General features: G+C 71.2%; 11 protein-coding genes. 3 read left to right on the top strand and 8 right to left on the bottom strand.

Annotated features, from left to right (window positions below; all coding sequences use genetic code 11):
- Positions 1–39 precede the first annotated feature (39 nt).
- Entirely contained in the window at positions 40–432 is a 393-nt protein-coding gene (locus RPQ07_RS11695; protein WP_266487491.1) for an SCO5389 family protein, read from the top strand.
- Between the two features lie 84 nt (positions 433–516).
- On the opposite strand, the gene RPQ07_RS11690 is transcribed toward RPQ07_RS11695, so the two are convergent.
- The gene (locus RPQ07_RS11690; protein ID WP_313944050.1) at positions 517–1,548 is read right to left on the bottom strand and encodes an LLM class flavin-dependent oxidoreductase; all 1,032 of its coding nucleotides are present in this window, start codon (positions 1,546–1,548) and stop codon (positions 517–519) included.
- Between the two features lie 213 nt (positions 1,549–1,761).
- On the opposite strand from RPQ07_RS11690, the gene RPQ07_RS11685 reads away from it, so the two are divergent.
- The gene (locus RPQ07_RS11685) at positions 1,762–2,091 is read left to right on the top strand and encodes an ATP/GTP-binding protein (protein WP_313944049.1); all 330 of its coding nucleotides are present in this window, start codon (positions 1,762–1,764) and stop codon (positions 2,089–2,091) included.
- Positions 2,092–2,128: 37 nt separating this feature from the next.
- Here RPQ07_RS11685 and RPQ07_RS11680 read toward each other — a convergent pair whose 3' ends face one another.
- From RPQ07_RS11680 to RPQ07_RS11670, 3 genes are all read right to left on the bottom strand, one after another.
- Positions 2,129–2,965: an ABC transporter permease gene (locus RPQ07_RS11680; protein ID WP_313944048.1), complete on the bottom strand. Its 837-nt coding sequence runs from the start codon at positions 2,963–2,965 to the stop codon at positions 2,129–2,131.
- On the bottom strand, positions 2,962–4,140 hold the full coding sequence (locus tag RPQ07_RS11675; protein WP_313944047.1) for an ABC transporter ATP-binding protein: 1,179 nt from the start codon (positions 4,138–4,140) through the stop codon (positions 2,962–2,964). Before RPQ07_RS11675 ends, RPQ07_RS11680 begins: the two co-directional genes overlap by 4 nt.
- 115 nt (positions 4,141–4,255) lie before the next feature.
- Complete coding sequence (locus RPQ07_RS11670; protein WP_313944046.1) at positions 4,256–5,131, bottom strand: hypothetical protein; 876 nt, start codon at positions 5,129–5,131, stop codon at positions 4,256–4,258.
- Between the two features lie 269 nt (positions 5,132–5,400).
- On the opposite strand from RPQ07_RS11670, the gene RPQ07_RS11665 reads away from it, so the two are divergent.
- Complete coding sequence (locus RPQ07_RS11665) at positions 5,401–6,327, top strand: hypothetical protein (protein ID WP_313944045.1); 927 nt, start codon at positions 5,401–5,403, stop codon at positions 6,325–6,327.
- On the opposite strand, the gene RPQ07_RS11660 is transcribed toward RPQ07_RS11665, so the two are convergent.
- The 4 genes from RPQ07_RS11660 to scy form a co-directional block, all read right to left on the bottom strand.
- The gene (locus RPQ07_RS11660; RefSeq protein ID WP_313944044.1) at positions 6,260–7,039 is read right to left on the bottom strand and encodes an ABC transporter permease; all 780 of its coding nucleotides are present in this window, start codon (positions 7,037–7,039) and stop codon (positions 6,260–6,262) included. The genes RPQ07_RS11665 and RPQ07_RS11660 overlap by 68 nt on opposite strands.
- A gap of 3 nt (positions 7,040–7,042) precedes the next feature.
- Positions 7,043–8,026: an ABC transporter ATP-binding protein gene (locus RPQ07_RS11655; RefSeq protein ID WP_313944043.1), complete on the bottom strand. Its 984-nt coding sequence runs from the start codon at positions 8,024–8,026 to the stop codon at positions 7,043–7,045.
- 170 nt (positions 8,027–8,196) lie between these two features.
- Positions 8,197–9,135, bottom strand: a complete 939-nt coding sequence (locus RPQ07_RS11650) for a cellulose-binding protein (RefSeq protein WP_313944042.1) — start codon at positions 9,133–9,135, stop codon at positions 8,197–8,199.
- Between the two features lie 114 nt (positions 9,136–9,249).
- Positions 9,250–13,083 carry a polarized growth protein Scy gene (gene scy, locus RPQ07_RS11645; protein ID WP_313944041.1) on the bottom strand — a complete coding sequence of 1,278 codons (3,834 nt, stop codon included), beginning with the start codon at positions 13,081–13,083 and terminating at the stop codon, positions 9,250–9,252.
- Positions 13,084–13,244: the final 161 nt, after the last annotated feature.

Genomic DNA, 13,244 nt, shown 5'->3' with positions numbered 1-13,244 from the left:
GTAAGGCCCCGTCGACCCGGGGTCGCGAGAGGAGAACCCATGTCGCTCGACGTCTCACCGGCGCTTTTGGAACAGGCCGAGCGAGGCGAGGTCGATGAAGCAGCATTCGTCGACTGCGTCCGGACCTCCCTGCCCTTTGCATGGGAGATGATCAGTTCGCTGGTGGCACAGCTGAAGGTCGACGGCGGGGACTTCGCCGACAACCAGACGCCTCCGCCGGACGAGCAGGCACGTGGTCAGCTGCTGCGTGCACTCGCGAGTGATGCCATTCGCGGTGCGCTGCAGCGGCACTTCGGAGTGCGTCTGGCATTCCAGAACTGCCACCGCGTTGCGGTGTTCCCGCTGGATTCATCGGTGGACGAGCGGCTCGCCCGCTTCACTTCTATACGGGGCCAGTTGCTCAACCAGTCGCCCGAACTGCGCGACTGCTGATCTCCTTTGCTGCCGCTCCGCATCGCAGGAGGTGCAACTGGTGCCGGAGCGGCAGCACGCCGGGGACGCGCGGTGCGTCCCGGCTCACGACACCAGGGGCAGGACCTCCTCGCCCAGCCGTCGTACGTTCTCCTCCGTGGCCGCCAGATCGCCCGAGCCCTCGACGAGCAGGGCGAACCGCCGGATTCCGGTGCGCTCGGCGGTGGCCGCGAGCCGGTCCGCGGCGAGCCGGGGCGGGCCCACCGGGTGCAGCTTGCACAGCAGTTCCGTGTACGCGACGGGGTCCCGCATCGAGCGGTGCCTCCCGTCGACCGTGACATGAGCCTCCAGGCCTTGCTTGAGCCAGCCCGGCATCGCCTTGAGCAGCGTCTCCCTGGCCTCCGGGCCGCGGTCCGCGATCTGCGCCACTCCCGCGGACACATGACCGGCCTGAGCGACCTCCTCGGGCGCGTGGCCCGCGGCAAGAGCCAGCCGGCGCCACATGGCGACCATGTCCGCCTTCTCCTCGTCCCCGCAGTGCATTCCGAGCAGCATCGGCAGTCCGCGCTCGGCGGCGAGGGTCACGCTGCTCGGGGACGTACAGGCGACCACCACCTCGGGGCCCTCCGGCGGTCCGCCGAACAGCTCGTCGGGCCGGGGCACCACCGGTACCTCCCGGAAGCTGAACCGGTCCCCGCGGGTGCCGACGCTGGGCTCGCGCAGCCAACGCATCAGCAGATCCAGCGATTCGGGGAAGTCCCTCTCGTACGCGTCGAGGCCCGAGCCGAAGACCTCCAGGTCGATCCAGGGCCCGCCGCGTCCCACACCGAGGGAGAAGCGGCCGCCGCTGGTCAGATGCAGCAGCGCGGCCTGCTCGCCGAGCGCCACGGGGTGCACGCTGGGGAGCACGGTGACCGCCGTGCCCACGCGGATTCTCTCCGTACGACCGAGCAGCAGCGCGGCGAGCGTCACGGCCGAGGGGCACACTCCGTAGGGCACGAAGTGGTGCTCGGCCAGCCAGACGGAATCCAGCCCGGACTCCTCCGCGACCTCGGCGGACCGCACCGCCCGGTGCAGTGCCTCCCCCTGTCCCTGGCCCGGGAATTGGGCCGCCAGAACGAAAGTTCCCACGCGCATCGCCTTGTGCCTCCTTGCGGCCGACGCGTCACTCCCCCCAGTGGCATTAACGTCTGACACGTGCCATAGGCACGGCCAGGAGTGAAGTTGTTGCGATTTTCCGGTAACTGCCCTCCGGTGGCTGCCACCGTCCCACACCGCCGGGACGAGTACCCCGGACTTCGGGCCGTAGGCTGGAGGGGAACTGTCCGGACTTGCCCCGTGAGGTGTCACGTGTCCCCGCGCCGCAACCGCCCCAAGGGCGGCGAGAACCCGTCCGCGCCGCCCGGTGAGCCGGGTGAGAGGTACGGCGGCTTCGGTCGCAGCGAGGAATGGCAGGGCGAGGACTGGTCGGTCCGCCACGTCGCCGGCGCAAGTGCCGCGGGCAAGCGGTACCGGTGTCCGGGCTGCGACCAGGAGATCCCCGCCGCCCTGCCGCATGTGGTCGCCTGGCCGGAGCACGGCGGCGTGGAGGACCGGCGTCACTGGCACAAGGCCTGCTGGAATGCGAAGGACCGCCGCACCTCGCGGGTGCAGCGGTCCCGTAACGCGCCGAAATACTGAGCCGGTTACACGTCAACGCGCCGAAATGCTGAGCCGGTTACACGTCGCGGCTGCGCAGCACGGCGAACGCGCCGGCCATCGCCGCGGTGGTCAGACCGAGCATGATCCACACCGGCTGCCAGCCGGTCGGGCCGTCGCCGTTGCCCGAGGCCGCCTCGCCGTAGATGCCGATGAGCTGGCTCGGGATCGCGTACTGGAGCAGGAAGTCCTGCACGTCGGCGAGCGACGGCGAGAACATGAACATGGCCGCGACCAGCGGCAGCAGCATCACGCCGATCATGATCGTGATCGCGCCCGCGGAGTGCCGGATCATGCCGCCGACGGCCAGCGACAGCAGGCCGATCAGAGCGACGAACAGGCCAACGCCGACGGTGGACCGGAGCCACTCCGCGCCGGTCGCCTCGACCGAATCGATCATCGACGTCTGGATCGCCGCGACGAGCGTGGCGAGGACGGTCGTCAGGGTGAAGACGAGCAGGAAGAACACGATCGCCTTCGCGGCGAGCACCCTGCCCCGGCTGGGGCAGGCCGTCAGCGTCGTACGGATCATGCCGGTGCCGTACTCGGAGGCGATGGTCAGCACACCCAGCGTCATGACGCAGATCGTGCTGAGCAGCACCCCGAAGAAACCGAACCCGAGCGCCGACTGGTCCTCCAGGTCGACCTCGTTGGCGGAGACGATCGCGGCGATACCGAGGCCGATGCCGAGCATCAGCAGGATCATCACGCCCAGCGTCCACAGGGTGGAGCGCACGGAGCGGATCTTCGTCCACTCGGAGGCCAGCGCATCGCCGAGGTGGGCCTTGCGCACGGGGATCGGCGAGACGTACGAGCTCGGGGCGTACGGGGCCTGCTGCTGGTAGGGCGTGGTCATCGGGCGTCCTCGGGCTTGGTCAGGTCGGCGGGAGCGGCGGCCGGGGGAGCGACGTGCGGCGCGGCGGGAGCAGGCTGCCCGGGGGCAGCGGGCGGCGCGGCCGCGTAGGGGTTGTCGCTCACGGGTCCGACGGGGCCGGCCGGCTGGGCACCGGGCGGCGGCGGGGCGTACCAGCCCTGCTGCGGCACGTCCGGGACCTGCTGCGGCGGCGGTGCGTACCCGAACTGCTGCGGCTGCATCAGGCCGGCCTTCTGGTCGTCCGTCGACCGGTAGTCCACCGCGCCCTGCGTCATCCGCATGTACGCCTCCTCCAGCGAGGCCTGGTGCGGCGAGAGCTCCCACAGCCGGACGTCCGAGGAGTGCGCCAGATCGCTGATCCGCGGGAGCGGGAGCCCGGTGACCCGCAGCGCCCCGTCCGGCTCCGAGAGGACGCTGCCGCCCGCCTCGGTGAGCGCGGCCGACAGCTTCTCGCGCTGCTGCGGCTCGGTGTCCGGGGTGCGCACCCGCGCGAAGTCGGCGGAGTTCGCCGAGATGAAGTCCTTGACGCTCATGTCCGAGAGCAGCTGGCCCCGGCCGATCACGATCAGGTGGTCGGCGGTCACCGCCATCTCGCTCATCAGGTGCGAGGAGACGAAGACCGTACGGCCCTCGGCGGCGAGCTGCTTCATCAGGTTGCGGACCCAGAGGATGCCCTCGGGGTCGAGACCGTTGACCGGCTCGTCGAAGAGCAGCACCTGGGGGTCGCCGAGCAGCGCGGCCGCGATGCCGAGCCGCTGGCCCATGCCCAGCGAGAAGCCCTTGGAGCGCCTCTTGGCGACCTCCTGGAGGCCGACAACGCCGAGGACCTCGTCCACGCGGCGGGCCGGGATGCCGGACAGCTGGGCCAGGGACAGCAGGTGGTTGCGCGCGCTGCGCCCGCCGTGCACGGCCTTGGCGTCCAGCAGGGCACCGACCTGCCGGGGCGCGTTCGGCACCTGCCGGAAGGGGGCGCCGCAGACCGTGACGGTGCCGGCGGTCGGGTTGTCGAGCCCGAGGATCATCCGCATCGTCGTCGACTTGCCGGCACCGTTGGGCCCGAGGAACCCGGTGACGGCGCCGGGCCGTACCTGGAAGGAAAGGTTGTACACGGCCGTCTTGGCGCCGTAGCGCTTCGTCAGGCCGACTGCCTCGATCATTCTCCAGCCCCATCGACTTTCGGTCGTCGGGCATAGGCCGCCAGGCCGCACGCCCCCGTAAGAGTTAGGAGGATATCCGTGCCTTGACGGTTCCGGCCACGTCGTAACGCTCCGGCTACGACGGCAGGGAGTCGCCGAGCGGTGGCAGATCGTCGTAGAGCCGCACCTCTGCGGAGTCGTCGAGGTAGGGCAGGAAGTCGGTCTGCGGCAGCACCCAGCCCTCCGACCCGAAGATCCGGGTCCCTTCCTCGCGCAGCGCCGGGTCGGCGCCGGCCTTCTTCACCCAGGTCGCCGGGTCGGGCCCGAGCAGCTCCCGCAGCCGGTCCGACTGCGCGAGAAGCCCGGCGAGCAGCTCGGACTGGTCGCCCCCACCGGGCCGGGGGGTGCCGTCGGGCCCCGCGAGGACGCCGTGCGCGCTGAAGTAGATGTAGGCGCCGCTCAGACGCTCGCCGGACGGCATGGTCATGGGGAACTCGTCGCCGGGGAGTATGGCCCGCCGGTAGTCGGGGAACTCCGTGTCGTCGACGGCCTTCAGCTGGGTGGAATCCAGCCAGGCGACGACGAGGACGGCGGAGGCGTCGCGGGCCACGTACGGCGTGCCCGCCACATAACCGGCCGGACTGATGTGCCCCGAGCAGCCGACCCCGATGCCGCCGACCCGCACCGGCACCATGGGCACCGTCGCCGGGATGCCGAGCCGGGTGAGCTTGTGACTGACCTGCCCCGGCGAGGCGTTGGACCCCACCGCGATCACCGGGTGGCGGCGGCCGGTCACCACCTGGCCGAGGTCGGACAGCGCCTGGTCGAGACGGTGCTGCTGTGCCTGCTCCTCCACGTACCACTCACCGAGCCGCAGCGGCCGGACATCCAGCTGGAGCAGTTTGTCGCCGCTGAGCAGGGACGGCTCGGGGGTGGGGCGGCCCGGGTACGTCAGCGGTTCCCTGGCCGGCACGCCGTCCAGGCCCAGCGCTTCGAGGCTTCGGTCCTTCACGGGAGACGCCCTTCGCGATTGATCACGTGTACGGAGCAGAGCCTTCCACGGCACATCTACCCCGGCCGAGCCTACGGGACGCCCCGTCGTGCCACGGTTGACCCGAAGAGGAAGCGGGCAGATAGCTTGGTCCCGTTGCTGAACTGGACACCGGGGGGCGTGAGTTGAACATGTTGCGGGTGTGGCCGAGGAGCCGCCGACCGCATCCGCGGTATCGGACGTCGGTTCGCTGGTGGATCGCCGGGCGTACCGTCCACGCGCTGTTCCTGATGACGCTGGGCGCCCTGACGCTCCTCGCCGCCGCCATCGCCGTCGTGTGGACACTGACCGAGAAGTCCCCCCGCAGCGTTTCCGAGCGGCTGAGCGACGGGGAAGGGCTGCTCAACCTCGGGCTGGAGGCGCTGCGGGCCTGTGCGGGGACGGACAGCCTCAGCCCCGAACACGACAGCTCGGCGCATCAGTTGCTGGCGACGCTCGCCTCGTTGACCGGGGCGCTGGCGCCCGCGGTGGTGCTCGGCATCGTGCTGATCAAGCTGTTCGCCCTGCGGCCGTTCGTCTGGCGGCGGCGGGCGAGCGTCTCGCACGCCTGGGCCGCGGACTTCCCCGGGTACGCGCGGATGCATGCGGAGAGCGAGGACGCCATCATCGCGGTCCGCTTCTACAACCATCTCGACAACCTCTCGGTCGTCGACCTGAAGGCCCGGGTCCATCTGCGCTATCTGGAGCGGTCGCCGCACGACGGCAGTCTGGTGATCTACAAGAAGTGGCTCCGGGTGCTGGACGAGAAGGGGGAGCCGGCCGACGAGCGCTCCTGGCTCGCGGTGGAGCGCGGAGCGCCGTTCACGGTGTGGATCCCGGTCGACGCTCCCGTGCCGCAGCTGCCCGTCTCCGAGATCCAGGGCAAGGACCTCTCCCGGTCCCACGGGGCGAAGCTCCTCGTGCGGCTGACCGCCAGGACCGTCGGCATGGGAACCGAAGTCGTCGACGAGCGCTGGTTCGACCTCGACGGCGACGACTTCGAGACCGGCCGCTTCGTGCCGCTGGAGCCGAACCTCGAGAAGGACGTCTGGACCTGGCGCGGCTGGCGCGACTTCGACCGGCTGCTGCCCGAGGGGGACGATCCGCCCGTCAGGCGTCCCTCTTCTTCAGTACCAGATAGCCGCCGATCAGCGCCGCCACCACCCAGAGCACCATGATCCCGAGCCCCGCCCACGGGCCGTACGGAGCCTTGTCGCTGCCCATCGCGTCCGGGACCACCTGCATGATCTTGGAGCCGGCCTGGTCGGGGAAGTAGCGGGCGACGTCCTTCGCCTTGGGGACCGACGCGAGGATCTGCGAGACCAGGAAGAAGAACGGCATCAGGATGCCGAGCGAGAGCATCGAGCTGCGCAGCATCGTCGCGACCGCCATCGAGAACAGCGCGATGAGGCCCATGTAGAGACCGCCGCCGACGACCGCGCGCAGGACGTTGTCCGCGCCGAGCGTCGTGCGGTGCTCGCCCAGCAGCGCCTGGCCGAGGAAGAAGGCCACGAAGCTCGTCGCGAGGCCCACGACGAGCGCCAGCACCGTGGCCACCGCCAGCTTGCTGAAGAGGAATGTCGCACGCTGCGGTACGGCGGCGAGCGAGGTGCGGATCATGCCGGAGCTGTACTCCGTGCCGACCACCAGCACACCGAAGACCACCATCGCCAGCTGCCCCAGGATCATTCCGGAGAAGCTGATGAAGGTCGGGTCGAACGTGAGCTGCTCCTCGGGTGACAGATCGTCGAACGTCGAGGCCAGCAGCGCGCTGAGCGCGGCTCCCATCGCGACGGTGACCGCGAACGCGCACACCAGCGTCCAGGTCGTCGACGACACCGTACGGATCTTGGTCCACTCGGACTGAAGGACCGCGGGCACCGAGGCCATGGGTCAGGCTCCCTTGCTGCTCTGGTAGTTCTGGCCCCACTGGGGGCCCGGTGGGGCCGCGGGCGGCTGCGGGCCCTCGGACGTGCCGTGTGCGTGGTACTCCACCGCGCCCGCGGTCATCTGCATGAAGGCTTCCTCCAGCGACGCGCGCTGGGAGCTCAGTTCGTGCAGAACGATCTGGTGCCGGGCGGCCAGTTCACCGAGCTCCTCGGGACCGGTGCCGTCGATCTCCAGTGTGCCGTTTCCCGATTCGACCGCGACGAAACCCGATTCATGGAGCACATCGCGAAGTCGCTCCTGCTGCGGCGAGCGCATCCGCACATAACTCCGGGAGTTCTCCTGGATGAAAGCCGCCATCGATGTGTCGGCCAGCAGCTTGCCCTGCCCGATCACGATCAAGTGATCGGCGGTCAGGGCCATTTCGCTCATCAGATGCGAGGAGACGAAGATCGTGCGACCTTCTGATGCAAGAGTCTTCATCAGATTGCGGATCCAGTGAATTCCCTCGGGGTCCAGACCATTGACCGGTTCGTCGAACATCAGGATCTCTGGATCACCGAGCAGGGCCGACGCGATTCCCAGCCGCTGGCCCATACCGAGCGAGAAGCCCTTCGACTTCTTCTTCGCCACCGCGCTCAGCCCGACGACATCGAGGACCTGCGAGACACGCGCGGCCGGGATGCGGTTCGCCTGGGCCAGGCACAGCAGGTTGTTGTACGCGGTCCGGCCACCGTGCATGGCCTTGGCGTCCAGCAGCGCGCCGATGTACTTCAGGGGCTCGTCGAGATCCCGGTAGTGCTTGCCGTCGATCCGTACGGTGCCGCTCGTCGGATTGTCGAGGTCGAGCATCATCCGCATCGTCGTCGACTTGCCCGCCCCGTTGGGACCGAGGAAGCCGGTCACCATCCCCGGCCTGACCTGAAACGAAAGATGGTCGACGGCGACCTTGCTGCCGAAGCGCTTGGTGAGGCCCTCAAGCTCGATCATGCGGCCACGCTAAGGGCCGGGGATGGCGTGCGCCACCGGGCGGAAGGGACTTTCTCGCGGCCTTCGAGCACACGACGGGCGAACACGCGAGTGCCCGGCACCCATCAGGGCGCCGGGCACTCGGCGATACGGCGTACGTCCCTGAGCGGGGCTCAGGAAACGGGGCTGTGCTAGCGGGACTGCTGCGCCGGGACGCCGCGGGAGATCGGCTCGTCGTCGGCGGGGGTGCCGGCCGCGGCAACGGCGGCACCGGTCAGCGTGGCCAGCATCTCGCGGACGTTGGTCAGCTGCGCGTTGATCGAGTCGCGGCGGTTGGTGAGCGCCGCCAGCTCGCGCTCCGATTCGCTGCGGATCCGGTCGGCCTTGGCGTTCGCGTCGGCCACGATGTCCTCGGCCTGGCGCTGCGCCGTCTCCACCGTCTGACGGGCGCGGCGCTCCGCGTCCGTACGCAGCTTCTCGGCCTCCAGGCGCAGCTGCTCGGCGCGGTGCTCGATCTCCGCCAGACGCTTCTCGGCCTTCGCCTGACGCGAGGCCAGGTCGCGCTCGGACTGCTCGCGGCGCTTGGCCAGGTTCGTCTCGAAGTCCGCGGCGGCCTGGGCGGCCTTGGCGCGCGTCTCCTCGAAGAGAGCGTCGGCCTCCTCGCGCTTGGACTGCGCGTCCTTCTGCGCCTCGCTGCGCAGCGTGGAGGCGTCGCCCTTCGCCTTCTCGACGATCCGGACGCCCTCGTCCTCGGCCTTGGCCTTGCGCTCGGAGGCGAACGACTCGGCGTCGTTGCGCACCTGCTGCGCGGCGGACTCGGCCAGCTCACGGTGCTGTTCGGACGCGCGACGGGCCTCCTCGCGCAGGTCCTTCGCCTCCTCCTCGGCGAGGCGGAGGATCTTCTCGACGCGTGCACCGAGACCGGCGTACGACGGCTCTGCGTCGCTGACCTGGGCCTGGGCGTTCTGCGTCTCGAGGTGGAGCTCCTCGATGCGCTTTTCCAGTGAGGTGATTCGGGCCAGAGCACTATCACGGTCGGCGACGAGCTTGGTAATGCGGTCATCCACCTGACCGCGGTCGTAACCACGCCGCACGAGCTCGAAGCCGAAGGGGGAGGAAGTGTCGCTCATGGGGTTCCTGTCGAATGAGACCGGTGAGGTGATAGGGGGAATCCTAGGGGCCGAGGCGGCGTGTCATCGAGTGGATGCCCGTTTGATCTGGAGAATGTCCAGCCTTTTGAGTGGCTAGCTCTCGTGGGACTTGCCACTCGAACGTGTAACCCCCGCTGTTGCACCCGCTTTGACGCCCCCGTCCTTGCCCCCGCCGGGCGCCTCGAAAGACTCCAACGCCTCGAGTACGTCCTGGACACGCGAAATCTCGGCCTGAATGTCCTCGCGCCGGCGCACCAGCACATCGAGCTCACGCTGGCCCTCGCCGACCAGACGCTCGGCCTCGGCCTCCGCGTCCGCCTTGATCCGCTCCGCCTCACGGGTCAGCTCGGCCTTCTTCTGCTCGGCCTCCTTCAGGAGGCCCTCGGCCTTCTTCACCGCGGCGATACGGACCTTGCCGGCCTCCGAATTGGCCTCGGACACCAGCTCCTTGGCCTTCGCCTCGGCCTCGGCCTGCTGCTCCGTGGCCGCCTTCACCAGCTGGTCGACGCGCTCGCCCGCCGTCTTCATCTGCTCGGACGTCTCCCGCCGCGCCCGCTCGTGCAGCTCGTCGATCTCGGCCTCGATGCGGGTGCGCAGCTCCTCGGCGCGCTCCCTTATGGCGGCGGCGTCCCGGCGTGCGCCGACGAGCAGTTCGTCGGCGTCCGTCCGGGCCTTCTCCACCCGGGAGTTGCCCTCGACGGTCGCCTCGGCGACCAGCCGGTCGGCCTCGGTGCGGGCCGCGCCGACCATCGCGTCGGCCTGCTCCTCGGCCTCCAGCGCGGCGCGCAGCGCCTCTTCCTGGGCCTTGTTGATGAGCTGGTCGGCCTGTTCGGCGGCGTCCGCCCGGCGCTTCGCCGAAGCCTCGCGTGCCTCGTCGACGGTCCGGTCGGCCTCGTCGCGGGCCTCGCTGCGCATGCGCTCGGCCTCGGCCTCGGCCTCCGCCTTGAGGTTCTGCGCCTCGGCCCGGATGCGCTCGGCCGCCTGCTGGGCCGAGCCCACCGTCTCCGCCGCCTCGGCGCGCAACCGCTCCGCCTCGCCGGCCGCCTCGTTGATGAGCTGGTCGGCCTGCTCGGCGGCGTCCGCCCGGCGCTTGTCGGCGGCCTGCCGTGCCTCGTCGAGGATGCCGTCGCTCTCGGAACGTACCCGCTCCGACTCGCTCGTCGCCTCGCCGATCAGACGGTCCGCCTGGGCGGCCGCCTCGGAACGGATGCGGTTGGCGTCCTCGCGCGCCTCGGCGCGGGCGCGGGCCGCGTCCTGCTCGGCGGAGGCGACGGCGTCCGACGCCTCCGTCCGCATCCGCTGGACGTACTCCTGGGTGTCGGCCCGCAGCCGGTCCGACTCGGTGATCGCTTCGGTGACGGTCCGTTCGGCGAGCGAGTTCGCCGCGTCGGTCTCCTCCTGGGCCCGTGTCCGCAGCCGGGCCGCGTCCTCGGCCGCGCGCTCGCGCTCGGCGTGCGCGTCGGTGCGGACACGGTCCGCCTCGTCCTGCGCCTCGGACCTGGTGCGCTCCGCCGCGTGCTCGGCGGCCGACCGCAGGCCGGTGATCTCCTGCTCGGCCTGCTCGTGCAGCCCCTGGACGGAGTCGCGTACCTGCTTGGCGGTCTGCTCGGCCGCGGCGACCATCTCGGTCGCACGGCGGTCGGCCTCCTCGACGAGCCGGTGCGCCTCGGTCTGCGCCTCCTCGACGCGCTTGCGGGCGGACGCGAGGAGTTCCTCGCTCTGCTCGCGGGCGCGCTCGCGCTCCCGGTCCGCCTCGCCGCGCGCGGACTCGAGGATCTCCTCGGCCTCACGACGGCGGCGTACGGCCTCCTCCTGGGCCGCGCCGAGTGCCTCGGCGGCCTCGGCGCCCACCCGGTCGGCGGCGGCGGCCGCCTCGGCACGCAGCCGGTCGGCGGTGTCCTGCGCCTCGTTCTTGAGCCGCTCGGCCTCGCTCGCGGCGTCGCTGCGCAGCCGTACGGCGATGTTCTCGGCCTCGGCACGGGTCGTGGAGGCGTCGGCCGCGGCTTCGGTGCGCAGCCGCTCGGCCTCCTGCTCGGCCTGGGCCTGGAGGGTGCGGATCCGCTCGGCGGCCTCGGTGCGCAGCCGCTCGGTCTCCTCGGCGGCCTCGCGGCGGATGCGCTCGCCCTCGGCACGCGAGTCGGTCAGATTCTGCTCGGCGGAAGCCAGGCGGGACTCAGCCTCGGTGTGCAGACGCCGCAGTTCGTCGGCGGCCTCCTCCTGACGGGCCGCGACCCCCCGCTCGGTCTCCTCGCGCACGGCCTCGGCGGCCTGCTCGGCCGCGGCCCGGACGGAGTCCGCCTGCTCCTCCGCCTCCACCCGCAGCCGCTCGGCCTCGGCGCGGGTGCGCTCCAGGGTCTCCTCGGCCTGCCGGCGCAGCGTCGTCGCGCGCTCGATGGCCTCGGTGCGTACGCGCTCGCTGTCGCTGCTCGCGCCGGAGCGCAGTTCGTCGGCGTCCGCGCGGGCCTTGGTGAGCAGATCCTCGGCGGTACTGGCCCCCTCCTCGATCTGCTGCACGGCCTCCCGGCGGGCCTCGCCGCGGATGCGCTCGCCCTCGGCGACGGCTTCGGCGCGCAGCTGCTCGGCCTCGCCGCGCAGCCGGCGCGCCTCCTCCTGGAGCTCGACGGTCTTGGCGCGGTACTCCTTGGTGTCGTCCTTGGCCGCGCCCTTGAGCTGGTCGGCCTGCTCGGCGGCCTCGCCGCGCAGCCGGTCCGCCTCGGCCTCGGCCTCGCGGCGGATCCGCTCGGCCTCCTCGCCCGCCTTGCGGGTGGTCTCCCGGGCGTCGTCGGAGGCCTTGGTCAGGACCTCCTCGGCGGTACGCGCCGCCTTCGCGAGCTGGGCGGCGGAGTCCTCCGCCACGGATGTGCGGGCCTTCTCCGCGGCGGCGGCGACGACCTTCTCGGCCTCCGCGCGGGCGTCGGCGAGTGCCTGCTCGGCGTCCGCCTTGAGCGCCTCGGACTCGGTGGTGGCCTCGGCGACCAGCCGGGCGATCTCGGCCTTGGCCGTACGGGTGCGCTGCTCGTTGACCGAATCGGCGGACGCCAGCTGCTTCGCCGCCGCGTCCTTGGCCTCGGCGACCAGCTTCTCGGCCTCCGCGCGGGACTCGCGCAGCTTCTCCTCGGCCTCCTGTATCCGCTGTTCCGCGGAGCGGCTCAGCTCGGCGGCCTGCTGGCGAGCCTGGTCGGACTCGGCGGTGGTGGAGGTCCGCAGCTGCTCGGCGTGGCTGGTGGCCTCCTGCGCCTGGTTGGACGCGGCGTTCAGCAGCCGTTCGGCGTCCTTGCGGGCGCGCAGCAGGATCGCCTCGGCCTCCGAGCGGGCCGACTCGGCCTCGGATCCGAGGCGCCGGCCGGCCTCCTCGGCGACCCGGGCGGCCTCCGCGCGGGCGGCGGCCAGCGACTTCTCGGCCTCGGCGCGGGACTCCTCGAGGAGCCGGCGGGCCTGGGCCTCGGTGCGGGCGCGCAGCTGCTCGGCCCAGGCGACGTTCTCGTTGACGTGCGCCTCGACGGTCTGACGGCGCTCGGCAAGCTCCTGGTCCAGGCGCTGCCGGCGCTGGTTCGCCTCGGTGTGCAGCTCGGCCTGGAGACGGGCCTGGTGCTCGGCGTGCTCCTGGAGGATGCGCTGCGTCTGGGCGCGGACGTCGCGCAGTTCGCGCTCGGCGTCCGTCCTGAGCTGATCCGCCTGGATCTGCGCGTTCCGGAGCAACTGCTCGGCCTGGTAGCCGATGTCCGCATTGTCGTACGCCGGACGGGAGGCGAGACTGCGTCGCGCCTCGTGGAGCTTGGCGCGCAACACCTCGACCTGGTAGCCGAGGTCTTCGGCGTGCTGGACGGCCTTCTCCCGCTCGGTCTTCAGCCGGTCCATCTCGGCTTCGAACCGCGAGAGGTGGTCGTCGTCAGCTCGGTGGCTCTCCTGGCGTTCGTAGCCCCGCACTGCGCGGTCCCATCCGTCCCCTGGTCGCAACTCTCTCCAAACGAGCACCGTTCGCCGGCGAACGGCCCCCCGGGGAATGGTGACAGATCAACGGAGGGAACGCGGCGCGGCCCCGACCCGGCCCCGGCCCGGAATCGCCCACTCTACCGGGCCGGGAATCC

Source organism: Streptomyces sp. AM8-1-1 (genome assembly GCF_032229325.1).
Classification (GTDB): domain Bacteria; phylum Actinomycetota; class Actinomycetes; order Streptomycetales; family Streptomycetaceae; genus Streptomyces; species Streptomyces achmelvichensis.
Note: the sequence above shows the minus strand (reverse complement) of the source record. Positions and strands in the feature narration are given on the sequence as shown.

What these genes read in the sequence shown, in the direction of transcription:
- RPQ07_RS11680 (WP_313944048.1), bottom strand. Translation starts at nt 2,965, where the DNA reads ATGACCACGCCCTACCAGCAGCAGGCCCCGTACGCCCCGAGCTCGTAC.
- RPQ07_RS11660 (WP_313944044.1), bottom strand. Translation starts at nt 7,039, where the DNA reads ATGGCCTCGGTGCCCGCGGTCCTTCAGTCCGAGTGGACCAAGATCCGT.
- RPQ07_RS11690 (WP_313944050.1), bottom strand. Translation starts at nt 1,548, where the DNA reads ATGCGCGTGGGAACTTTCGTTCTGGCGGCCCAATTCCCGGGCCAGGGA.
- RPQ07_RS11665 (WP_313944045.1), top strand. Translation starts at nt 5,401, where the DNA reads ATGACGCTGGGCGCCCTGACGCTCCTCGCCGCCGCCATCGCCGTCGTG.
- RPQ07_RS11675 (WP_313944047.1), bottom strand. Translation starts at nt 4,140, where the DNA reads ATGATCGAGGCAGTCGGCCTGACGAAGCGCTACGGCGCCAAGACGGCC.
- RPQ07_RS11695 (WP_266487491.1), top strand. Translation starts at nt 40, where the DNA reads ATGTCGCTCGACGTCTCACCGGCGCTTTTGGAACAGGCCGAGCGAGGC.
- RPQ07_RS11655 (WP_313944043.1), bottom strand. Translation starts at nt 8,026, where the DNA reads ATGATCGAGCTTGAGGGCCTCACCAAGCGCTTCGGCAGCAAGGTCGCC.
- RPQ07_RS11650 (WP_313944042.1), bottom strand. Translation starts at nt 9,135, where the DNA reads ATGAGCGACACTTCCTCCCCCTTCGGCTTCGAGCTCGTGCGGCGTGGT.